This is a genomic window from Aminobacter ciceronei, from assembly GCF_014138625.1.
In the GTDB taxonomy this organism is placed as follows: Bacteria; Pseudomonadota; Alphaproteobacteria; order Rhizobiales; family Rhizobiaceae; genus Aminobacter; species Aminobacter ciceronei.
Genome location: NZ_JACJHY010000009.1, coordinates 50,302 through 72,170 on the forward strand (window position 1 = coordinate 50,302; position 21,869 = coordinate 72,170).

The 21,869-nt window shown below is 63.1% G+C and carries 25 protein-coding genes and 1 pseudogene; 13 read left to right on the forward strand and 13 right to left on the reverse strand.

Annotation, left to right across the window (positions count from 1 at the left end):
- Positions 1-28 precede the first annotated feature (28 nt).
- Both HNQ95_RS11215 and HNQ95_RS11220 read right to left on the reverse strand, forming a co-directional pair.
- Entirely contained in the window at positions 29-1,141 is a 1,113-nt protein-coding gene (locus HNQ95_RS11215) for an alpha/beta hydrolase (RefSeq protein ID WP_067961506.1), read from the reverse strand.
- Positions 1,142-1,285: 144 nt separating this feature from the next.
- Positions 1,286-2,743, reverse strand: coding sequence for a TrkH family potassium uptake protein (locus tag HNQ95_RS11220; protein WP_067961509.1), 1,458 nt, complete (start codon positions 2,741-2,743; stop codon positions 1,286-1,288).
- 153 nt (positions 2,744-2,896) lie between these two features.
- Here HNQ95_RS11220 and ilvA point away from each other — a divergent pair, with 153 nt between their 5' ends.
- Together ilvA and HNQ95_RS11230 are read left to right on the forward strand one after the other, a co-directional pair.
- A complete protein-coding gene (ilvA, locus tag HNQ95_RS11225) occupies positions 2,897-4,153 on the forward strand; it encodes a threonine ammonia-lyase IlvA (RefSeq protein WP_154384025.1) in 1,257 nt (418 codons plus the stop codon).
- Positions 4,150-4,689: a DUF1697 domain-containing protein gene (locus HNQ95_RS11230; protein WP_182574107.1), complete on the forward strand. Its 540-nt coding sequence runs from the start codon at positions 4,150-4,152 to the stop codon at positions 4,687-4,689. Before ilvA ends, HNQ95_RS11230 begins: the two co-directional genes overlap by 4 nt.
- Positions 4,690-4,740: 51 nt before the next feature.
- Here HNQ95_RS11230 and gloA read toward each other — a convergent pair whose 3' ends face one another.
- Entirely contained in the window at positions 4,741-5,181 is a 441-nt protein-coding gene (gene gloA / locus HNQ95_RS11235; protein WP_154384026.1) for a lactoylglutathione lyase, read from the reverse strand.
- Between the two features lie 219 nt (positions 5,182-5,400).
- Here gloA and HNQ95_RS11240 point away from each other — a divergent pair, with 219 nt between their 5' ends.
- The 3 genes from HNQ95_RS11240 to HNQ95_RS11250 all read left to right on the forward strand — a co-directional run bounded on the left by HNQ95_RS11240 (position 5,401) and on the right by HNQ95_RS11250 (position 7,475).
- Positions 5,401-5,997, forward strand: coding sequence for a cold-shock protein (locus HNQ95_RS11240; protein WP_067961518.1), 597 nt, complete (start codon positions 5,401-5,403; stop codon positions 5,995-5,997).
- Positions 5,998-6,144: 147 nt separating this feature from the next.
- Positions 6,145-6,663, forward strand: a complete 519-nt coding sequence (locus HNQ95_RS11245) for a DUF192 domain-containing protein (RefSeq protein WP_067966458.1) — start codon at positions 6,145-6,147, stop codon at positions 6,661-6,663.
- A 41-nt stretch (positions 6,664-6,704) separates the two neighbouring features.
- The gene (locus HNQ95_RS11250) at positions 6,705-7,475 is read left to right on the forward strand and encodes an alpha/beta fold hydrolase (protein WP_182574139.1); all 771 of its coding nucleotides are present in this window, start codon (positions 6,705-6,707) and stop codon (positions 7,473-7,475) included.
- Between the two features lie 3 nt (positions 7,476-7,478).
- On the opposite strand, the gene HNQ95_RS11255 is transcribed toward HNQ95_RS11250, so the two are convergent.
- Both HNQ95_RS11255 and HNQ95_RS11260 read right to left on the reverse strand, forming a co-directional pair.
- Positions 7,479-8,069, reverse strand: coding sequence for an HD domain-containing protein (locus tag HNQ95_RS11255; protein ID WP_067961522.1), 591 nt, complete (start codon positions 8,067-8,069; stop codon positions 7,479-7,481).
- 1 nt (position 8,070) lies between these two features.
- Entirely contained in the window at positions 8,071-8,853 is a 783-nt protein-coding gene (locus tag HNQ95_RS11260) for an enoyl-CoA hydratase-related protein (protein WP_182574106.1), read from the reverse strand.
- Between the two features lie 130 nt (positions 8,854-8,983).
- Here HNQ95_RS11260 and cysE point away from each other — a divergent pair, with 130 nt between their 5' ends.
- Positions 8,984-9,832, forward strand: coding sequence for a serine O-acetyltransferase (cysE, locus tag HNQ95_RS11265; protein WP_067961524.1), 849 nt, complete (start codon positions 8,984-8,986; stop codon positions 9,830-9,832).
- 127 nt (positions 9,833-9,959) lie between these two features.
- Entirely contained in the window at positions 9,960-10,163 is a 204-nt protein-coding gene (locus HNQ95_RS11270; protein ID WP_067961526.1) for a DUF3126 family protein, read from the forward strand.
- A 45-nt stretch (positions 10,164-10,208) separates the two neighbouring features.
- Here the strand turns inward: HNQ95_RS11270 and HNQ95_RS11275 are convergent, their stop codons facing one another.
- Entirely contained in the window at positions 10,209-10,934 is a 726-nt protein-coding gene (locus HNQ95_RS11275) for a hypothetical protein (RefSeq protein ID WP_067961527.1), read from the reverse strand.
- Between the two features lie 208 nt (positions 10,935-11,142).
- On the opposite strand from HNQ95_RS11275, the gene HNQ95_RS11280 reads away from it, so the two are divergent.
- Positions 11,143-11,676 (forward strand): gamma carbonic anhydrase family protein, encoded by a 534-nt coding sequence (locus HNQ95_RS11280; RefSeq protein ID WP_067961529.1) that lies wholly within the window; start codon positions 11,143-11,145, stop codon positions 11,674-11,676.
- A 376-nt stretch (positions 11,677-12,052) separates the two neighbouring features.
- On the opposite strand, the gene HNQ95_RS11285 is transcribed toward HNQ95_RS11280, so the two are convergent.
- From HNQ95_RS11285 to HNQ95_RS11295, 3 genes are all read right to left on the reverse strand, one after another.
- Positions 12,053-12,658, reverse strand: coding sequence for a transglutaminase-like cysteine peptidase (locus HNQ95_RS11285; RefSeq protein ID WP_067961531.1), 606 nt, complete (start codon positions 12,656-12,658; stop codon positions 12,053-12,055).
- Positions 12,659-13,172: 514 nt separating this feature from the next.
- Positions 13,173-13,790 (reverse strand): PilZ domain-containing protein, encoded by a 618-nt coding sequence (locus HNQ95_RS11290; RefSeq protein ID WP_067961533.1) that lies wholly within the window; start codon positions 13,788-13,790, stop codon positions 13,173-13,175.
- Between the two features lie 117 nt (positions 13,791-13,907).
- Positions 13,908-14,546, reverse strand: coding sequence for a PAS domain-containing protein (locus tag HNQ95_RS11295; protein WP_067961534.1), 639 nt, complete (start codon positions 14,544-14,546; stop codon positions 13,908-13,910).
- Between the two features lie 380 nt (positions 14,547-14,926).
- Here HNQ95_RS11295 and HNQ95_RS11300 point away from each other — a divergent pair, with 380 nt between their 5' ends.
- The gene (locus HNQ95_RS11300) at positions 14,927-15,658 is read left to right on the forward strand and encodes a rhomboid family intramembrane serine protease (RefSeq protein ID WP_067961536.1); all 732 of its coding nucleotides are present in this window, start codon (positions 14,927-14,929) and stop codon (positions 15,656-15,658) included.
- Positions 15,659-15,760: 102 nt separating this feature from the next.
- Positions 15,761-16,192 (forward strand): CBS domain-containing protein, encoded by a 432-nt coding sequence (locus tag HNQ95_RS11305; protein ID WP_067961538.1) that lies wholly within the window; start codon positions 15,761-15,763, stop codon positions 16,190-16,192.
- A 60-nt stretch (positions 16,193-16,252) separates the two neighbouring features.
- On the opposite strand, the gene HNQ95_RS11310 is transcribed toward HNQ95_RS11305, so the two are convergent.
- Positions 16,253-16,510, reverse strand: a complete 258-nt coding sequence (locus HNQ95_RS11310; RefSeq protein WP_067961539.1) for a YjhX family toxin — start codon at positions 16,508-16,510, stop codon at positions 16,253-16,255.
- 506 nt (positions 16,511-17,016) lie between these two features.
- Between HNQ95_RS11310 and HNQ95_RS11315 the strand changes: the two are divergent.
- The 3 genes and pseudogenes from HNQ95_RS11315 to HNQ95_RS11325 all read left to right on the forward strand — a co-directional run.
- Positions 17,017-17,328, forward strand: a pseudogene (locus HNQ95_RS11315) (sensor histidine kinase); the annotation flags it as partial.
- Positions 17,329-17,472: 144 nt separating this feature from the next.
- Entirely contained in the window at positions 17,473-18,975 is a 1,503-nt protein-coding gene (gatB, locus tag HNQ95_RS11320) for an Asp-tRNA(Asn)/Glu-tRNA(Gln) amidotransferase subunit GatB (RefSeq protein WP_067966460.1), read from the forward strand.
- Positions 18,976-18,977: 2 nt separating this feature from the next.
- Entirely contained in the window at positions 18,978-19,469 is a 492-nt protein-coding gene (locus HNQ95_RS11325) for a GNAT family N-acetyltransferase (protein WP_182574105.1), read from the forward strand.
- A 12-nt stretch (positions 19,470-19,481) separates the two neighbouring features.
- Here HNQ95_RS11325 and panC read toward each other — a convergent pair whose 3' ends face one another.
- The 3 genes from panC to HNQ95_RS11340 form a co-directional block, all read right to left on the reverse strand.
- Positions 19,482-20,327 (reverse strand): pantoate--beta-alanine ligase, encoded by an 846-nt coding sequence (panC, locus tag HNQ95_RS11330; RefSeq protein ID WP_154384032.1) that lies wholly within the window; start codon positions 20,325-20,327, stop codon positions 19,482-19,484.
- Positions 20,324-21,160 carry a 3-methyl-2-oxobutanoate hydroxymethyltransferase gene (panB, locus tag HNQ95_RS11335; RefSeq protein WP_067961546.1) on the reverse strand — a complete coding sequence of 279 codons (837 nt, stop codon included), beginning with the start codon at positions 21,158-21,160 and terminating at the stop codon, positions 20,324-20,326. The genes panC and panB overlap by 4 nt, the downstream gene beginning before the upstream one ends.
- A 134-nt stretch (positions 21,161-21,294) precedes the next feature.
- On the reverse strand, positions 21,295-21,777 hold the full coding sequence (locus HNQ95_RS11340) for a hypothetical protein (protein ID WP_067961548.1): 483 nt from the start codon (positions 21,775-21,777) through the stop codon (positions 21,295-21,297).
- Positions 21,778-21,869 lie beyond the last annotated feature (92 nt).

The following is a 21,869-nucleotide window of genomic DNA, read 5'->3' on the forward strand; positions in this document are numbered from 1 at the left end:
GGCCTTTTTTCATTCCTGTAGCGGCGCCCTACTGCAGCCCGCCGAGCATGTTGATGCGGTCAGTGACCTCGCGGTCGCTGGCAAAGCCGTCGTCGGCGCGCAGGCGCTGGCCGAGCAGCTTCACCATCTGCGGGTTGTCGGCGAATTTGGTGTGGTTGAAGCTGTCCGCACCCCTTGCATCCGACAGGTCGACGACGATGACGCCGTATTCGGCGAGGTCGGCGGCGTTCTTGTAATCGCCGAGGCGCGGCTTGGAGCCGGCCAGGATGCCCGACAGCTTGAGTGCGCGGTCGTCGCCCGAGGTCATCAGGAAGAACGGCTTGGTCGGCTTGCCGTACCGGCGCATCTGGCTCTTGAATACGTCGACGTCGATGTCGGGTGAGGCGAGAACCACGTCGCCGAGCTTGCCGCCAAGGTCACGGTCGCCGGTCAGCGCCAGCTGGCGCAGCGCTTCCATGGTTACCCAAGTGCCCATCGAATGCGCGACGATGTCGATGCGGCGCGCACCCGACTGGGCGAGCATGCGCAGCGTCACCTCGAGCTGGTCACGTGCGGCCGCAGCACTTTCCCTGTCATAGACATAGTCGGTCGTGCTGCCGCCGGACGCCCATGAAAACAATACCGGCGTGCCGGTATAGCCCGAGTCATGCGCGATCTGGGTAGCGCGGTAGACGCCGGCGTCGAAGGAGGTGTTGTAGCCGTGCACGAACAGCATTGCGCGGCCGCCACGTGCGGCGATGTCGGCGCTGAGCGCCTTGGAGAACTCGGGCTGCGTCTGGTAGCCGACCGCGTTGGTGGCGGTGAAGAATTTGGTCGGATCCGGGTCCTTGCGGCCGCGCAGTTCGATCTGGCCGGTTTTGTGGACCTTGGGAACGGTCACGTCGACGCGGGCGAAGTTCAGCGTCGCCGAACGGTCGCGGTCGAAGACCTCCTTGTTGTCGGCGGCGTACTGGCGCGTCGAGGCGACGAAGATCGCATGGTTGCCGGCGATCTCCTGGACCGGGACATTGACCACGGCACCCGTCAAAAGCGCGCCGGACGGCTGCCCGATGCAACCGGACAACAGGAGGGCGACGATGACAAGGCAGTATTTCGACGGCGACACTTTGGCGATCTCTCTGACGGGCAGTGCATTCAGCATGCCTTCCTCCCGACCGGCTCATAGTGGCGGAAGTAAGTCGGGTCCAGCCGAAAGTAACAGCTTCGGCGGAAGTCGGTGGAGGAGTGTTGCCGGATTGCCGAAATTGTGGCGGAAACAAGGGCTTCCGCACCGGAGTTCACAGAGTTAGCGACCCCAGAAAGTTGGCGTGAAGATCACGAGGACGGCGAGGATTTCAAGGCGGCCGAGCAGCATTGCGGCCGAGCAGATCCACTTGGCGGCATCGGGCAGCGAGGCGAAGTTGCCGACGGGGCCGATGATCGGGCCGAGACCGGGGCCGACATTGGTGAGGGCGGTAAGCACGCCCGTCATCGACGTCACGAGATCGAGGCCGGTGGCTGCCATCAGGATCGTCCCGATGCCCCAGATGACGAAGAAGGACGCGATGAACAGGACCACCGCGCTTTGCATTTCAGGTGGCACGGAGCGGTCGCCATAGCGCACCGGCGTCACCGTGTTGGGATAGATCAGGCGGCGCAAGCCGTTGGCCAGAAGTTCGAAGAGGATCAGGAAACGGTAGGCCTTGATACCGCCGGTGGTGGAGCCGGAGCAGCCGCCGAGAAAGGTGGCGACGAAAATGCAGGCGACGGCAAACGGCCCCCAGAGCGTGTAGTCGTCGGAAGCGAAACCGGTCGTCGAGATGATCGACATGAAGTTGAAGGCGGTGTGGCTGAGGGTCATGAAGAACGGCATGCCGGTGCGGACGCTGAGATAGACTGCGACCGCCACCGCAAAGACGACGTAGTAGCCGGCAAAGATCCGGATCTGCGGGTCGCGCAGCGCGTCGAGCCGGCCGCGAACGGCAAACAGGATCATGATCGAAAACGGCAGCGAGCCGATGAACATGAAGGTGGTTCCGATCCACAGGATCGCAGGCTCGCCTGCATAACGCATGAAGGACGTGTCGCTGGTCGACATGCCGCCCGTGGCGAGCGTTGCCATGGCGTGATTGACTGCATCGAAGCCAGTCATGCCTGCGGCAGCGTAGGCGAAAGCGCAGGTGACGACGAGCGTGGTGTAGATGCCGATCAGGCTGACCGTGAAGGTCTGGAAACGCTCGAAGGGGCGGTCTTCAATGTCGGAGGATTCGATCTTGAAGTAGGAAACGCCGCCGATATTGAGGAACGGCAGCAGGAACAGGCCGAGCGCAATGACGCCGAGGCCGCCCATGTAGTTGAGCAGCGAGCGCCAGATCAGAACGCCTGGAGGCGCGGTGTCGAGCCCGCTGATGACGGTCGAGCCTGTCGTGGTGATGCCCGAGACCGATTCAAAAAAGGCATCTGTGACGCTGAGCTGCAGTGACGACGTCATGAACGGCACGGCCCCCGCGATCGCCAGCGTGAGCCAGAGGAAATTGACCAGCAGGAAGCCGAAGCGGGTGTTGGCGGGAGGCGTGCGCCCCTGTGTCGCCAGCGCTATGGCCAGCGACAGGCCGCCCATGAACAAGGCGGTGAAGGCGAAGGAGCGCCAGTCGTCATTGCCGTAATAGAGGTCGACGGCCGCCGGAAGGAGCATTGCAACGGACAGGTAGATGGCAAAGACGGCTGCGATGTGGATCGCGGCGCGGACGGCAATTCTGTTCACCGAGACGTATCCCCAAATGTATCGCGGCGAGCCAATCTGTCGGCCTGGACCTGGTGGCGGGAGCCGGACAGTGGCTTCACGGCGCCGAATATGCAATAGCGCAGGGACGCGGGCCACAGCATTTGCCCGGTCGATTTCAGGAGTGCCTTCGCCATGACCAGTTTTGCCGAAAGGGTTTCGCTGGCAGCCGGGGCAGTCAGGCAGCTGTTTCCCGAGACGCCGCTGCAGGAGAACGACTATCTCTCGCGCAAGACTGGCGCACGCGTGCTGTTGAAGCGCGAAGACCTTACGCCGGTGCGCTCCTACAAGATCCGCGGCGCGTTGAACTTCTTCCGCAAGACGCTTGCCGCCGGCAATGAGGCCGAGCTGTTCGTCTGTGCGTCGGCCGGCAATCACGCCCAGGGTTTTGCCTTCGTGTGCCGGCATTTCGCCAAGCGGGGCGTGGTGTTCATGCCGGTGACGACGCCACAGCAGAAGATCGACAAGACGCGGCTGTTCGGTGGCGAGTTCGTCGAGATCAAGCTCGTCGGCGACTTCTTCGACGACTGCTATCGCGCCGCCCTGGAGTTTTGCGAAAGCTCGGGCGGCCACATGGTGCCGCCTTTCGACCACAAGGACATCATCGAAGGCCAGGCGACAGTGGCGCTCGAGATTGCCGCCCAGATGCCGAATGGGCGTGCACCCGACATGGTGCTGCTGCCGGTCGGCGGCGGCGGATTGTCGGCCGGCGTGACGCGCTATTTCGCCGAGACGGGTGCTGCACCACGCTTCGTCTTCTGCGAGCCGGCGGGTGCGCCCAGCCTGCGCGACAGCCTCGCCACCGGCAAACGGGTCAAGCTCGCCAAGGTCGACAATTTCGTCGACGGTGCGGCCGTCGGCGAGCTCGGTCGCGAGCCGCTGCGCCTGCTCAAGGACTTTCCGGCCGACAGCGTCCATCTGGTTCCGGAGAACCGCCTCTGCGCCACGATGATCGAGATGCTCAATATCGAGGGCGTGGTGCTGGAACCTGCCGGTGCCTTGGCGATCGACACACTCAAGGACTTCTCGAAGAAAGAGCTCAAGGGCAAGACCGTGGTGGCGGTGGTGTCGGGCGGTAATTTCGACTTCGAGCGCCTGCCCGACGTCAAGGAGCGGGCGCTGCGCTTCGAGGGGTTGAAGAAATACTTCATCATCCGCTTCCCCCAGCGGCCCGGCGCGCTGCGTGATTTCCTCGAGCTCATGGGCCCGGACGACGACATCACGCGTTTCGAATATCTCAAGAAGTCGGCACGCAATTTCGGCTCGGTGCTGATCGGCATCGAAACCAAGGACCGGCGCAACTTCGACCTGCTCAAGGCGCGTTTCGATGTCGAGGGCGTGCAGTACCAGGACATCACCGACAACGAGACGCTGGGCGGCTTCATCATATGAGCGTGTTCGTCGCGCTGTTTTCCGGCATCAATGTCGGCGGCAACCGCCTCGTCAGGATGGCTGAACTCAGGACATTCTTCGAAGAGCTCGGCTTTGCCGAAGTTGCGACCTACATCCAGAGCGGCAACGTGGTGTTCGGAGCCGAGGCTTCCGAAGCCGGTCCACTGACCGAGCGTATCGAGGCGGCGTTCGAAAAGCGCTGGGGCTTTCGCTCGCGGATCATGGTGCGCGACCTCGGCTGGCTCGAGGCGCTGGTGGCAAGCAATCCTTATCCCGAAGTGGCAGATGATCCGACCAGGCTGCATGCGAGCGCGCTGGAGCGTGAGCCGACCGCCGAAGAGATCGCGCGGCTGGCGGAGCGCTGCACCGGTCCTGAAAGCTTCGCGGTCAAGGGCGACGTTCTCTACCTCCACGCCCCCGATGGTCTCGGCAAGTCAACGTTCGCCGAGGTGCTGCCGCGCACCCTGAAGGTGCCGGGCACGATGCGCAACTGGCGCACCGTGCTGACCTTGCTCGACATGGCCCGGAAGGCCTGAGCCTCCCCGGCGTGTGCCGTCGAAACCGGTCCCGGTTTCGGGCTGGCGCTGTTACCAGCTGCCGATATTGGGCATCGACAGCCAGGGTTCCGCCGGGGCCTGGCGCTCACCCTTCTGCAGCAGTTCGATCGAGATGCCGTCGGGCGACTTGATGAAGGCCATGTTGCCGTCGCGGGGCGGGCGATTGATGGTGACACCCTTGTTCATCAGGTCTTGGCAGGTGGCGTAGATGTCGTCGACCTCATAAGCGAGGTGGCCGAAATTGCGGCCGCCCTGATAGTCTTCCGTGTCCCAGTTGAAAGTCAGTTCGAGCAGCGGCGTCTGGCGCTCGCTGCCGGCGCCGACGTCTTCGTCGGCGGCGAGGAAGATCAGCGTGTAGCGACCCTTTTCGTTGGTGGAGCGACGGATCTCCTTCATGCCGAACTTGTTGCAGTAGAAGTCCAGTGAGGCGTCGACGTCTTTGACGCGGACCATGGTGTGCAGATAGCGCATCGCTGTTCCTTGGGTTGGGGTTCGGGGCGATACATAGGGCGGGGCCCGCACGCTCGGCAACCATGGCCGTGCGTTTTCTGCGGAACTGGCGCGAAGCTTGTGGCTATCCGGGGGGCAAGTCGAAAAATGGCCGGTCGGCCCTTGCGTAAGACCAAAACGGAAGTGTTAATCTTATCTCAAGAATCAGTAATGGCGTTTGCAAGGAAAGGGGGCGTTCTGATGGGGGAAAAGGCCTCTCTCGTGGTGCAGAACGGCACTGGCCGTGACGCTTTCGAGCTCGACGACAGCCACGACGGTGTCGGTCTGGTCGAGCTTTCGGGCGCCATCAAATGGTTTGACGTGGCCAAGGGCTACGGCTTCATTCTTCCCGACAACGGAATTGGCAGCGACGTGCTGCTGCATGTCACCTGCCTGCGCCGCGACGGCTTCCAGACGGCGCTCGAAGGCGCCCGCGTCGTTTGCCTGGTCAAGCAGGGCGACCGCGGCCTGCAGGCCTTCCGCGTGCTCTCCATCGACAATTCGACCGCAGTGCACCCCGCCGAAATGCAGGAACAGCGCACTCATGTCTCGGTCACGCCGGAAAGCGGGCTCGAGCGCGCGCTGGTCAAGTGGTTCAACCGTACCAAGGGTTTTGGCTTCCTGACGCGCGGTGAAGGCACCGAGGACATCTTCGTCCACATGGAAACGCTGCGTCGCTTTGGCGTCACCGAGCTTCGGCCGGGGCAGGTGGTGCTGGTTCGTTTCGGCAAGGGCGACAAAGGCCTTATGGCTGCCGAAATTCACCCCGATCTAGGGACCTTGCCGGTTTCGCACTAGGTTTCAGGTGAAGCCGGCCTGCAAATGGCGGCTTTCTGCGCTTCCGGCGCTTACGGACCTGAATGTCAGCTCTGCTCCGGTTCTCGAAATCCACCATTTTCGGATCGGCCTGACCAGAAACGCGAACGCGCCCCGAAGATGGATTTAATGATCACACGCAAATCGCTGCTGGCCGGAGCCCTCGGCGCTGCATTGTTTGCGGCGCCGGCCTTTGTCGTTTCATTGGTTGCCACCGGGGCCAGCATTGCCCAGGAGGCGATGAAGCTGCCGGTCGATGCCGAGCCACTGATCGCTGCCACCGCCAAGGGCGACGTGCCGTTCCGTATCGAGATTGCCGACGAGCCGGGCGAACGCTCGATGGGACTGATGTTCCGCAAGGACCTTGCCGACGACCAGGGCATGCTGTTCGTGTTCGAGCAGACCCAGCCGGTCGGCTTCTGGATGAAGAACACGCCATTGCCGCTTGACCTGGTCTTTGTCGGTCCCGACGGCAAGGTGCTCGACGTCCTGCCGGGCACGCCATTTTCGGAAGCGGTCATTGCACCCGACGAGCCGGCGCGCTTCGTGCTCGAACTCAAGGCCGGCACGGCAGCCAGGTCAGGCATTGCCGACGGCGTCAGGCTCAGGCATCGCGCAATCACGGCTGCCGCCGGCAATCCGGGCTGACGCCAGACCTGGGCCAAAGACCATTCGGAGCAACGATGGCTATCGATCATTTTTCCCATGAAGGTTTCGACCTGGCGTTTCTCGACCTGCCGCCGGCGGGCGCCGGCAGCGGCGAGCCGGTGCTGATGATCCATGGCTTTGCCTCCAGCCACTTCGTGAACTGGGTGTCGCCGGGCTGGTTCAAGACGCTGACCGAAGCCGGATACCGCGCCATCGCCTTCGATCATCGCGGCCATGGCGGCTCGACCAAGAGTTACAACGAGGCCGACTACACGCCGAGCAGGATGGCCAGCGATGCGGTGGCCCTGCTCGACCATCTCGGCATCGAGCGTGCCCATGTCATGGGCTATTCGATGGGCGCGCGCGTCTCGGCGTTCATGGCGCTGGAGGCGCCCGACCGGGTGGCGACGCTGGTGTTCGGCGGGCTCGGCATCGGCATGGTCGACGGTGTCGGCGACTGGGACCCGATCGCCGCCGCACTGCTGGCCGAGGACCCTGCTGCGATCACACAGCCGCGGGCCAGGATGTTCCGCGCCTTCGCCGACCAGACGCGCAGCGACAAAAAGGCACTTGCCGCCTGCATTTCGACCTCACGCGAACTGGTGACCGACAACGACATCAGGCGGATCATGCAGCCGACCTTGGTCGCCGTCGGCACCAAGGACGATATCGCCGGCTCTCCCGAGGAACTGGCACGCCTGATGCCGCATGGCGAAAGCTTCGATATCGAAGGCCGCGACCACATGTTGGCCGTCGGCGACAAGACGTTCAAGAAGCGCGTTCTGGAGTTTTATGCCGAGCACCCGCTCTGAGCGTCAGCCGCCCAGTCTTGTCAGCGAGCGCTCCATGTTGGCTCGTGCTTCGGCTTCGAACCGCGTCACGAAGATGTCGGTATGGAAAATACGAGGCCGCGCCAGGAAATTGCGCAGCACCGCACCGCGACCGGCGCACCAGTCGGTGTCGCTGACCCAGTCATATTCGCGCCTGACGGCGTCTTCATAGGCGTCGAAGATGTCAGCCGGGGCACCGAGGATCGACAGATCCATGTCGAGCAAAAGGGCTGCGTCGACCTTGGCTGCCGCATCTTCGAAGGCAGGCACCTCGTGGCTGGCGGTGGCCTCGATCATCCTGACGATGCCGGCGAGGCGAGCGGCGTCGACCCGCCCATTGAGCCTGTCGGCGGCCAGCGCTGCACTTTGCGCCTCATTGTCCTTGGCGCGGCTGTCATAGATCGCGTCATGGAACCAGATCGCCGCCTCGACCGCCTCGGCATCGGCGAACTGGGCGCGGTACTCCGTCAGCAGCCCCAGCAAAGCCTCGATGTGGCGGATGCCGTGGTAATGGCGGTCGTCGGCCTGATAGAGGGCGGTCAGTTCCGCCTTGGTGGCGTCGTCGATCAAAGACATGTCACCGCCCCTTGAACACGGGTGTGCGCCGGCCGGCAAAGGCGGCGCGGCCCTCGGCATAGTCGTCACTGAGAAAGGTGGCGTCGCCGGCGGCCCGGGCAAGGGCTGTGTCGCCTGCGTCACGGCTCAACACCGCGCGGATTGCCGCCTTGGAGGCGCGCACCGACAGGGGCGCATTCTCGGCAATTGTCCTGCTGATCTCGCCGACGCGGGCATCGAAACGCTCGGGGTCGACGGTTTCGAGCAGGAACCCTGCAGAGAGGGCTGCCTGCGCATCGATGCGGCCGGCGGTGTAGGTGAGATATCTCGCCATCTGCGGTCCGGCGGCCCAGACGATGTCGCCCATCGCGTCCTGCGGGTAGGCGAGGCCAAGGCGTGCCGCGGGCACGGCAAACAGGGCGTCCGGCGTGGCGATGCGCAGGTCGCAGGCCGCCGCCAGGCCGAAGCCGCCGCCGAAGCAGATGCCGCGGATCGCCGCGATGACGGGAATGGCGCTGTTGCGCAGGGCGGCGAAGGCCGCCGAATTTGTCGCCTCATAGGCGCGTGCACTGTCGGCATCGCCGCGCAATGTATCGAATTCGGAGATGTCGGCGCCGGCGGAAAAGTCCTGGCCCGCGCCGCTGAGGACGATGACACGGATGTCGGGATTGGACGACAACAGGAGGACATGACGGGCCAGGTCGACCCACATCGCCTGGGTGACGGCGTTCTTGCGCGACGGGCGGTTGATGACGATCGTGGCAACGCCACCGGCCGTCATGACCAGCAAGGGTTCAGTTTCCATGGCGCCTTGAATATCCGCGAACCAAATCCACTTGATCGAGCACTAAGGAAAATTGAGTTCAATCGTGCTAGCATCTGGCTTATATGTCCCGCGCGGGAATGCACAAGCCGGCAGTGAACGGAGACCGTCGATGAACACCATATCCGCAGCGCGCCCAAGCTCGGTGAAGCCGGTCGATCCGATCTGGCGATCGGTGCGTGACGAAGCGACCGATGCGGTTGCGGGCGACCCGCTGCTGGCGGCATTTCTTTATGCCACGATCCTGAACCAGGACACGCTCGAGGAAGCGGTGATCCACCGTCTGGCCGAGCGCCTGGCGCATCAGGATCTCGGCGCCGACCTGATCCGCCAGACCTTCTATGCCATGCTGGAAGATCGGCCGGAGTGGAGCGACACGGTGCGCACCGACATCCAGGCCTATTACGATCGCGATCCCGCCTGCGACCGCTATCTGATGCCCGTGCTCTACTTCAAGGGCTTCCACGCCATCCAGACGCATCGCCTGGCGCACTGGCTGTGGAACCGCGGCCGCAAGGATTTCGCGCTCTATCTGCAGAGCCGCTCGTCCTCGGTGTTCCAGACCGACATCAACCCGGCCGCGCGCATGGGCAAGGGCATCTTCATCGATCATGCCACCGGTCTCGTCGTCGGTGAAACCGCCGTCGTCGAGGACGACGTCTCGATCCTGCATGGCGTGACGCTGGGCGGCACCGGCAAGGCCGGGGGCGACCGCCACCCCAAGATTCGCTACGGCGTGCTGATCGGCGCCGGCGCCAAGATCCTCGGCAACATCGAGGTCGGCCACTGCTCCAAGATCGCCGCGGGTTCGGTGGTGCTGTCGCCGGTGCCGCACAACAAGACGGTGGCAGGTGTTCCGGCGCGCGTCGTCGGCGAAACCGGCTGCGACCGACCGTCGAGCCAGATGGACCAGCTGCTGCCGTCGCAGACCATGGATCACGTCGTCAGCTTCGATATCTGAGATTGCGTGCCGGCGCCCGTGACGGGCGCTGGCGCGATTTGCGCGGGGGTAAGCCAAGCCTTGCCTTTACAGCGCCATGGTTGGCGTGTCAGAAGCGCGTCTCTTAACGACAAGCCGGAGAAGCCAGTTGAAGCCGGAAGAAATCCGAAAACTCGACGCCTATTTCAAGCGTCAGTTCCAGAACCCCAACCTTCAGGTCAAGGCACGTCCGCGCAAGGACGACTCGGCTGAGGTCTATATCGGCGACGAATTCCTCGGCATCGTTTTCAAGGACGAGGACGACGGCGACTACAATTTCTCGATGGCGATCCTCGACGTCGATCTGGGCTGACCAATCGCTCGGCCCCTGCGCCGCGCGGCGACGTTCGCGCGGCAGCTACTTCACGTGCAGCATGGCATTCGCCTTGGCGATCACCGCCCGGTCCAGCGCACGCCACTCTCCCAGAAGCTCCCTCGGAAATCTGTAGGTCAGGCTCAGATCCTTGCCGACGAAGACGTCGCGCTCGCAAGGCGCGAGCGATTCCTCAGCCTCCGTGCCGCTGAGGCAGCGAGCGACGAAGGGTGGTTCGCCGTTGCGCGCGGCAACCGCAAGCACCTCGTTGAGATAGCCTGAGTTCTCGGTGAAGCCGAACAGCGTCATGCCTTCGGGGCCCGGTACGCCCGGCTTGACGGTCAGTTCGCTGTAGATTGGCGCAAGACGGCCGCTCATGTCGCGGGTCATCATGCGCGGTTCTAGGCTGAGAAAGACGATGCGCTTGTGGCCGTCGAGATTGTTGAATGCCGGCCGTGCCGCCTCGCTGTAGCCGTCCATTTCGGGCCAGCGCAGATAGAGATCGAGGCGCCCGGCAATGCCGTCGCGGCGGGCCTTCTCGAAGCGGATCATGTTGGCGGGGGCTGAAATGACGTCGTTGCCGATGACGATTTCGCGCGGTGCGACCTCATCTGTGTAGCCGGCCATGGCGATGGTCTGGCCGAACCAGCGGCCGCCCAGACTGATCGCCACCGAAAGTATGGCGAGCACGGCAAAGCCGTAGAAGACCTTCATCATCAGCGCCGAATCGACGACGTCGAAACCGGAATTGTCGGCCGTCTCTTGCTTCATCTGATGTCTCCAGAGCGGCCACGGCTGGCATTTGCCTTCGCGTCATGCGCCTTGCCGGGCCGGTAACCCCAGCTCCCGTTCGTTCGGGAGCCCGATATCTGTTCGACATTGCGTGCGCATGGTTAATGGCGCGTTAAGGCTGTGTTGCACGCTTGCCTTGTGGCGATGCGCTCCATAGGTTGCGCGCGCCAAAGAAAAGGAATTGACGATGCCGCTTTACGCAATCGACGGGGTCGAGCCGCAGTTCGAGGACCGCGCCACCAGCTGGATCGCGCCCGATGCGGCGGTGGTTGGCGATGTCAGGATCGGGCGCGACGTCGGCATCTGGTTCGGGACAGCCATCCGCGGCGACCGCGAGCCGATCACCATCGGCGCCCGCAGCAATGTCCAGGAACATACGGTAATGCACACCGATCCGGGCTTTCCGCTCACAATCGGCGAGGGCTGCACCATCGGCCACAGGGCTATCCTGCATGGCTGCACGGTCGGCGACAATTCGCTGATCGGCATGGGCGCGATCGTGCTCAATGGCGCCAGGATCGGCAGGAACTGCCTTGTCGGTGCCGGTGCACTGGTGACAGAAGGCAAGGAATTTCCCGACAATTCGCTGATTGTCGGCTCCCCCGCCAAGGTGATCCGCACACTCGATGACGCAGCCGCCGACCGGCTGCGCAAGTCCGCGGACGATTACGTCGCCAACCAGCGCCGGTTTTCCGGCGGGCTGAAGAAGCGCGAGGACTAGGCGAGACGGCCGACTCGCGAAGGCTGCGCCGCGCGGCGCAGCGACGCCAGGCTTCTGAACACAGCCGCTGCGTTTCGGCATTTTCGCAGCCAGGGAAACTCATCCCCGCGACCGCGGGCTTATCTTGAGCCTGACCACCTTGCCCGGCGGCATTTCGTTTGCACCCTGGCTTGCCTGAAAAGGCGGAGCCGGCCCGGGGATGGGCCGGCTCCTAGACCCGGTCGTTGGGGACGGGGAGGGTGGGGACGCGACCGGGTTTTCTCACCAGCGCATGCCCCCGAAAACCGGGGCCGATTTTCGGAATGCCATGCACCGATTCATAGGGCTGCAGCTGCCTTGGCGCGCCTCTCATAGGGCGCGCCCGGGGCTGCTGCGCTTAGCGAACCGACGCCACCGCGTCGGCGCGGCCGTCGTTGATCGCAATCCAGACGCCCGAATTCCGCTCCGACTGGCGCTTGAGATAGGTGTATTCGGTCTCGTCCCAGGCCAGGACCCGCGTGTCGAGGTTGTCGAGGATGTATTCGCCGAGGCTGGTTCGCACCGTCAGGACTGCATGGCCGTCGCCATTGGGCTGGCGCACGACGGTGATCAGCAGATTGCCGGCGGGGACGCCCAGCTCCATCAGGTTGCGGCGCTTTTCCAGAACATAGTCCTCGCAGTCGCCGGCGCCGTTGTCGGGATAGGACCAGACTTCTTCCTGGCCCCACATTTCCATGTCGGTGCGCGGCGCGACGTCGGTGTTGACCTTGTCGTTGATGGCAATCATCGCCTTCCACAGGCTGCGGGTCAGCTCGACCGGCTTGCTGCTTGCGGTCTTTTCATTGCACTCGATCGGCGAGCGCTTGCACAGCTCATAGTGGCCGACCGGCTGGGTGGTGCGGCCGTTGGTCTGCATGACTGCCGGTGTCGCCATGGCGGCGCTGACGGCACCTGCCTGAATTGTCGTGGCCAGAAGCAGAAGCCATCCCCGACGCATGTTCATTTTGTTGTCTCCCCGTTTGAGGTGACAATGACAGGTCCGGATTTATTTGACGCAAAACTGCGAAGTAGATGTTGAGTAAAAACAAAAGAGAAATTGCGGAAACAAAGAATAGAACAATAATAAAACTTGCGGAAAATTTGATTACATTTTTATCGAATTTGGCATGACGACGCTGCGTGCCGCAGGGATCGGGCAAATCAGGTCCGAGTGGCATGACCTGTTTCGCGGGCTTGGGTGGTAAGCCCGGTTTGTCCGGACCTGCCTCTCCGCTTCGTCATCCCAGAGGCCTGCCCCGAGGATCCATGCTGTGATGGTGGGGGGCGTGATGCCGGGAAGGTGACGCCGGAGAGGCAGTCGCGGGCTTGTCTGTGCTGGAATGAAACAGCAGTCGAGCCGCTGCCGTTGTTCTGGAACGCTACGCTTGTGCGCTTTCGGATGTGCCTGCGTCAAAATACAAACAGCCTGACCTTCGGCGGAAGGTCAGGCTGTGCCTTTTTATGAAAACTGGGCGCAGTCAGGTGCGCGGGCGGTTGAACTCGGTGTCGAGCGATTCGGGGCGCTGGATGACGGCGAATTCGATGGCGACGCCGTCTTCGAAGTGGCGGACGATCTGGCCCCGCATGGTGCCGAGCGTGACCTGGACGCCGATCGCCGGCTTAACCTCGATCTCGATGGCAGCACCTGAGAGCGACAGGTCGATGATGCGGCAGGGATATTGCCGGCCATCCATGAGCTGCAGCGCGCTGATCGGATTGCGCGGGGCGACGCGCTCGTGGCGGCGGTCTTCCGGCAGGTCGAGTTCGTGCTTGTTGGCAAGCCAGGTCAACTGGGCCGCCAGCTTGTCCTTCTTGCGCTCGGAGGCGATGACGGTCATGGCGAAGCCGTCCGATAGCGTGCGGGTGATGACGCCCTCGACGCGGCCGATATGGTCGATATAGGCAATGACTTTTTCGCCTGCGGCGCCTGAGCGGTCGGTGCGGAAGGCGACGTTGCCGGGCGACATGTCGACGACCTGGCCGGCATGCTCGGTTCGATCCTCGAGCATGAAGCGACCATAGATCTTCACGCGGACGCGCTGGAAGTTGCGTCGTTCCGCCCGTGACGGCGCGTAGTCAATCGCCGCTGGCCTCATGTTACCCTCATATCTGCAAACTCCCGCCGAACCGCATCGGGGAGCTATTGGGCGAAACTAGCGCCAAAGAGGTTAACAAAACGCCTAGCAGCGGGCCTCTGGGGTCGCCCGCTTGCGCTATTCTTCGCGTCCGCCTTCGAGAACGAACAGGTGGCGTATCCGGCGCGCGCCATCGAGCGGGCTCGGCTCGCCGGAAAGGGCGCTATCGCTCGGTGCGAGCGATGGCACGGTGACCGCCGGACGGTTCTTGAGGAACATCGGTTCCAGGTCCGGATCGACGACGCGCACGCTTTCGATGGAGGCATCGGTGAGCGGATCGGAGCCGAGCCAGAACGGCCGGTCGACGCTCGACAGGACGCCCAGGCTGCGCGGGTTTTCGATGCCGCCATCGAGCGGCAGCAGAAGCATTTCGAAGCTCGTTGCGCGCAGGCTGGAGGTGAAGCCTTCGAAGTTGATTACCACCACGGACTTCTGCTGGAACACACCATAGGCAAGGCGTGCCATCAGCCTTTGGTCCTTCTGACGCCACAGCGAGGGGAACGAAAAGCCCTTGAGCTCGCGGCCGAAGGTGGCGCATAGCCGGGTGCCGGCGAGGCGGAAGACCGCTTCGCCGCGGGTGTCGCGCTCGAGGATGAAAGTGTCTGCAAGCAGGGCCTTGATCTCGGCCGGCTCGACTTCCGTCCGTTTGGGTGCGGGTCGGCCGTCGCGAAGGCGGTTCCAATATTGGAACAGTGCCAGCGATCCTTTCTGTTTCATATTGCTCCGCTCCGAGCGTTTCTGTGCCTGATGTGCCATCTCTGGACAGAATCGCTTCATTCTTGAGGACTACATGAGGCGCGGAGCAGGACGCGTGCCAGTCTTGGTAACAGTTGTTAACGGGTCGGGATCGTTAAGGTTAACAAAGGGTTTACGTTGCTGTGCCCAGGCTTACGTGGCACGTTCCATTCACTCCATGAAGTGGCCGCGCAGGCGCGGTCGGCAGCACTTCAGTCAAGAGTTACTTTTGGGGACGGGCAGGGGGGCTCGACCAGCCGTCCAGGGGCAACCCTGGGCGGCTTCTTTTTTGCGCTTTCGGCCGGCCTGCACTAGATGGAACGAGGCTGGCGCACGCCGGACCACAAACGAATCGGAAGTGCATGAGCGAACCAGCAAGACAGAACGACGCGCCTGAGGTCATCGAGGCCGAGCCGCAGCGCCGCGAACCGGTGTTCAACCTGCCAGCCATCGTCATTGCGATCATCGGCGCCTGCGTGGCGATCCATCTGATCCGTGTCTATGTCCTCAGCTCCGACCAGGATTTTGCCATGGTGGTACGGGCGGCTTTCATTCCGATCCGCTATTCGGGCCAATACGATCTCGAAATCTGGGCTTTCACCAGCCCGCTGACCTATGCCTTCCTGCATGGCGGCTTCGCCCACCTGATCATCAACATGGTGTGGTTGGCAGCGTTCGGCTCGCCGCTTGCCAACCGACTCGGGGTCGCTCGGTTCTCGGCGTTCTTCGCCGTCACGACGCTTGCGGCGGTGGCGCTGCACTATGTGCTGCATTCGACCGATGCCTCGCCGCTCGTCGGCGCCTCGGGCGCGATTTCAGGCATGATGGGGGCTGCCGCGCGTTTCAGCTTCCAGGTCGACCGTTCGCAAGGCAAGCCGGCTTTTGCAGGCGCGCCGCTGCCGATCCGCGATGTCTTCCGCTCACGGACGGCAATGACCTTCTTGGGCGTGTGGATGGTCATCAACCTAGTCACCGGGATCGTCGGTTTCACCCCTGGCGTCGACAATCAGATCGCTTGGGAAGCCCATATAGGCGGCTTCCTGGCGGGCTTTCTGGGCATCAGGTTTTTCGACCGCAGGCGCGAGTTTGCCTGAGCGCGTTTTACTTGAAATGCGACCCAATGCAGCGCACGATGCAGTTGGCCCGGTGGGCCGGCATGGAGTGTTTTGACTGATCGACAGCAGCAGGAGGCCACGATGACTGTGAAGGCAATTCTCGAGAAGAAGGGCCACGACGTTTTTACCATTGGGCCCAATGTACAGCTGTCGGAAGCGGTTCGCATTCTTGCCGAACACCGTATCGGTGCCCTGGTCGTGACCAATGGCGACCGCAAGATCGTCGGCATCCTGTCCGAGCGCGACGTCGTCCGTATCATCGGCAAGGAAGGTGGTGCCGCCCTTGAAAAGGCGGTGCGCGACGTGATGACCCCCAAGGTCAAGATCTGCAACGAGAACCACACGGTCAACCAGGTCATGGAGATCATGACGGTCGGCCGATTCCGCCACCTACCTGTCGAGCGCGACGGTTATCTCTACGGCATCGTGTCGATCGGCGACGTGGTCAAGCGCCGCATCGAGGATGTCGAGCGGGAGGCAGAGGAAATCAAGGCCTACATCGCCACCGCCTGAGCTCAGGAGCACGCAGGGCTTGCGCCGGCCAGGACTGATCCCGGCCGGCGATGCCGCCTTTTACCTGTTGTCGAGTTCGGAGCGGACGAGTTCGAGTCCGCGCCGTGTGATGCGATAGGGGCCGCCATCGGAAGAAGAAACAGCCTTCTTTCGCTTCAGTTTCCTGAAAAGGTCGAGATCGAAGCCCGGATAGCGCCAGCCATCGCGGGTGAGGCAGATGGCTGCCTCGATCTTGCTCTTGTCGTTCTTCTCGATTTCGATACGTCCGCCCTGGGCGAGCAGGTGGAGGATGCGCTGTTCCGTGCGCGAGATGTCCATTCTTGATGAGTCCTGGAAAACCTGGCCGATGGGCCAAAGAAAAATGCCGCCGCCGCGAGAACTCACGGCACGGGGTTTCAGGTTTTCATGCCCCGCCTTCAGGAGAAGGCTGGGGCCTCAGCAGGGCTCAGACGAATAGAACATCCACACTCCATAGGGATGGCCAGGATATAGCAACGAAGCAGGCGAAATGCCAGCCCACCGACCCGCGCGGTCGGGTTGCTGGCTGGCGGATCTGTTGCCGATGCCGGCATCGCTGCAACAAGACTTGACATTACTTCATACCGGCACGGGTTCCGAATTGGGATGACTGGTCGCGTCGGGTGCAACGCCCGGTGGGGCGGGGCGCCCATCTCAGGCTTCGGAGTACGCATGTCCGCAAATATAGATACTGCACCGGTTGCTTTCCGCATGTCGCTGGCGGTCATGGTCATCGGGATTCTCGCCCCGGATACGGCTTGGGCAGCAGATCGCGCCACAGCCAATGACGAACAAATCTCTGCGACAACAGCGTCAAGTTCGCGCCCAATGTCGAGGTGGTGCTGACCGCCACCGACGACGCGGTGCTGATCGAGGTCAGCGACAACGGCCCCGGAATCCCCGAAACGGTGCGGGCGCGTGTATTCGAACCCTTCTACAAGGTCGACGCCTCACGCGGCGCGAGCGCCAGGCGCGGCTTCGGCCTGGGCTTGTCGATCGTCGCCGACATCGTGCACGGCCATGGCGGCAGGATGGCGCTCGACGACAACAGGCCGACCGGGCTTGTGGTCAAGGTCGACCTGCCAAGAGGCCTTGTCGCCGCCGAAGCGATGTCCTGAAGCGAGATGAGAACGCAAGCCGCAGCCTTGCCGCGCAGGCAGCGCTTGCCTCCATTGGCTGTTTGCACTAGCGAAGGCGCACACTAAACTATGCGTTTCGTACTTCTCGATCCGCATCTTCTCGATCCAATGACGCAGGCCGCCATGTCCCTCATCGATACCCGCACGCCCGACGCCAAGCGCTTCATTTCCGGTGCCACCGGTGACTGGGAGGTCATCATCGGCCTGGAGGTCCATGCCCAGGTCACTTCGGAAGCCAAGCTGTTCTCCGGTGCGTCGACCGCGTTCGGCGCCGAGCCCAACGCCAATGTCAGCCTGGTCGACGCGGCAATGCCCGGCATGCTGCCCGTCATCAACGAGGAATGCGTCAAGCAGGCGATCCGCACCGGCCTCGGCCTCAAGGCGCAGATCAACCTGAAGTCGGTGTTCGACCGCAAGAACTACTTCTATCCCGATCTGCCGCAGGGCTATCAGATCTCACAGTTCAAGCAGCCGATCGTCGGCGAGGGCAAGATCACCATCTCCGTCGGCCCTGACCGCAAGGGCGAGTTCGAGGACATCGAGATTGGCATCGAGCGCCTGCATCTCGAACAGGACGCCGGCAAGTCGATCCACGACCAGCATCCGACAATGTCTTACGTCGACCTCAACCGTTCGGGCGTGGCGCTGATGGAGATCGTCTCCAAGCCGGACATGCGCTCGTCGGACGAGGCAAAGGCCTATGTCACCAAGCTGCGCACCATCGTGCGTTATCTCGGCACCTGCGACGGCAACATGGACGAGGGCTCGATGCGCGCCGACGTCAACGTTTCGGTGCGTCGTCCGGGTGGCGAGTTCGGTACGCGCTGCGAGATCAAGAACGTCAACTCGATCCGTTTCGTCGGCCAGGCTATCGAATATGAGGCACGTCGCCAGATCGCCATTCTCGAGGATGGCGGCAAGATCGACCAGGAAACCCGCCTGTTCGACCCGAACAAGGGCGAGACGCGTTCGATGCGCTCGAAGGAAGAGGCGCACGACTACCGCTATTTCCCCGATCCGGACCTTCTGCCGCTGGAATTCGACCAGGCCTATGTCGACGCGCTCGCCAAGGACCTCGTCGAGCTGCCCGACGACAAGAAGGATCGCCTGGTCACCTCGCTCGGCCTGTCGGTCTATGACGCCTCGATTCTGGTTTCCGAAAAGTCGATCGCCGACTATTTTGAGAAGGTGGCAAGCGGCCGCGACGGCAAGGCGGCCGCCAACTGGGTCATCAACGATCTGCTCGGCGCGCTCAACAAGGCCGGCAAGGATATCGAAAACGCACCTGTTTCTCCGGATCAGCTCGGTGCCATCATTGACCTGATCAAGGAAGGCACGATCTCCGGCAAGATCGCCAAGGACCTGTTCGAGATCGTCTGGAACGAGGGCGGCGACCCCAAGGAGCTGGTCGAGAGCCGCGGCATGAAGCAGGTGACCGACACCGGCGCCATCGAAAAGGCCGTCGACGACGTCATCGCCGCCAACCCCGACAAGGCCGACCAGGCCCGCGCCAAGCCGACAATGGCCGGCTGGTTCGTCGGCCAGGTGATGAAGGCGACCGGCGGCAAGGCCAATCCGCAGGCGGTCAACGACCTGGTCAAGGCCAAGCTCGGCATCGAGGAATAGCGATGTTCGTACGCATGGCGAGCGAGCGCGACCTTGAGACGATCAAGGCGCTGCTCGCCGACACGTGGCACGCGACCTACGACGCCATCTATGGCGTCGAGCGGGTCGATGAAATCACGGCAGAGTGGCATTCGCTGGCGTCGCTCAAGGCGCGGCTGACGCGGCCGAATTCCGAGTTTCTTGTTGCCGACGACGGCAAGACCATCGCCGGCATGGCCTTCGCGGCGGCATCCGGTGACGCCAAGACAGTCATGCTGCACCAACTTTATGTGCTGCCGCGCCACCAGCGGGCCGGCGTCGGTCGGCTGCTGCTCGACGAGATCGAACAGTGCTTTCCCGAGGCGCGCATGTTGCGGCTCGAAGTGGAAGAGGCAAATGCAGGCGCCATTGCCTTCTACGAAGCAAATGGTTTCGCCCATGCCGGTGCGACTGCCAATTGCGGCGCCGACCAGTCCGGCATTCCGGCGCTGATCTTCGAGAAGAAGCTGGGCTGATACAGGCCGGACTTAGCTGGCCGAAATCTCGACATTGTCGATGAGACGCGTCTTGCCGAGGCGGGCCGCAACCAGCACTCGACCGTCCGTGTCGCGTTGCCATGGCGCGAGCGTGTCGCTTTGGCGCGCGGCGACATAGTCGACGGCATCGAATCCGGCTTCCAGCACGTCCTGCCGCGCGGCGGCCATCGTCACCGCCTCGTCGGCACCGCCTTCAAGGGCGGACGCTGCCTTGCGCAGGATCTTGTTCAATCGGCGCGCGATCTCGAGTTCCTGGGCGCTGAGATAGGCGTTGCGCGACGACATGGCGAGGCCCTCGCTGTCGCGGATCGTCGGCGAGCCCACGATCTCCAGCGGCAGGTTCAGGTCCTGCACAAGCTTCTTCACCACGCAGAGCTGCTGGTAGTCCTTCTCGCCGAACACGGCGAGGTCGGGCTCCGACTGGATGAACAGCTTGCCGACGACGGTGGCGACGCCGTCGAAGAAAGCCGGCCGGAAATCGGTCTCGAGCCCGGCCGACGGGCCGCCGACCGAGATCGAGGTGGCAAAGCCTTGCGGGTAGACCTCCTCGACACCGGGCGTGAAGGCGAGGTGGACGCCCGCCTTTTCCAGCCTGTCGAGGTCGAGCGCCAACTGGCGCGGATATTTGTCGAGGTCTTCGGTCGGCGCAAACTGGCGCGGATTGACGAAGATCGAGACGACGCAACGGTCGGCGCGCTCAAGGGCGGCACGCATCAGCGAGACATGGCCGTCATGCAGCGCGCCCATTGTCGGCACCAGCGCGACCTTCAGTCCTTCGGCACGCCATGCCCGCACCTGGGCGCGGAGGGCGGCGATGGTTTCGACGACAATGGTCATGCCTTGTCCTTGTTCAGCGAAAACAGGTGCTCGGGGCCGGGAAAGGCGCGGCTGCGGACGTCGCGAGCGTAGGACGCGGCGGCGTCAGCGACGACATCGCGCAAATGCGCGTATTCCTTGACGAATTTGGGCACCCGGTCGACGGTCAGGCCAATGGCGTCATCGATGACCAGCACTTGGCCGTCGCAAGCGGGGCTGGCGCCGATGCCGACGGTGGGAATAGTGATGCGCCGGGTGATCTCGGCCGCAACCGGCTCGACGGTGCCTTCGATGACGACCGAAAAGGCGCCCGCCGCCTCGACCGCCCTGGCATCGGCATAAAGCGCCTCGGCATTGGCCTCGGAGCGGCCCTTGATCTTGTAGCCGCCTTCCTTTTCGACCGACTGCGGCAACAGCCCGATATGGCCCATGACGGGAATGCCTGATGCGACGATGGCTGCGATCTGCGCGGCAATTGCCACGCCGCCTTCGAGCTTGACGGCATCGCAGCCGGTTTCGCGCATGATGCGGCCGGCGGAAGTGACGGCGTTTTCGACGCTGTCCTCGTAGCTGCCGGCGGGCATGTCGACGACGACGCAAGCGCGGGACGCGCCGCGCATCACCGCCTGGCCGTGGGCGACCATCATGTCCATCGTCGCGCCCAGCGTGTTGGGATGGCCATGCAGCACCATCGCAACGCTGTCACCGACGAGCAGCAGATCGACATGCGGATCGAGCAGCCGGGCGATCGGATAGGTGTAAGCGGTGAGACAGACGATGGGCTCCTTGCCCTTGCGGGCCAGCAGAGCGGCGGGCGTGATGCGGCCGGCAGCCGCAGGCGCGTCGGAAGCCATGTCTTTTCCTCCCTCGACGTTTCCGGCCAAGGCCGGTCCGTGAGCCCTGTCAGGGCGAGAGTCCTTTAAGGACCGGCTAATTACTTTGCAAGTGCGAGATGAAAACGTGAGCAAGTGCGAAATGGCATCGTCCATCAGGACGAGCGCGGCTCTGCCTCTTCTTGCGCAAGGCGCCTGATGTAGACGGCGAACGCGGGGTCTTCGCCTGGCAGGAGCTGGGGCAGGGCGTTGCGAAAATCCTCGCGCCGGCACCATTCGCGCATGAAATCCTCCCAGGATGCCCAGCGGCGGCGCTTGCGATCGGACATGCCGGGTTCGTAGGCGACGAGATAGGCACGTTCGAACAGGGAGATCAGGATGGCGAACATGGCGAGCAGCCGGTCCTTTTGTTCGGCCGTCAGGTCCTTCGTTGCGGTCTGCGATTGCAGGTAGAGGTCGGAATGGTCGAGCGACAGCGTCAGGAAGTTGGTGTAGCCGTCTGAGAGCATCTGGTAGATTTCTTCCTCTTCGTTGACCCGCGCCTTGCGCTGTTCGAAGACGAAGATGAAGATCGCCAGCGGCAGGCCGAAGATCGTCACCAGCATGCTCAGCATTTCGAGGATCTGCATGAAGGGCATGGATTGCGTCCATTCTGGTGCTCACCGTGAACAGTAGGTGTTGATGGATCGTCTGCCAATCGTCGCAGGCACCAGGCTGCGGCGTCTAATCT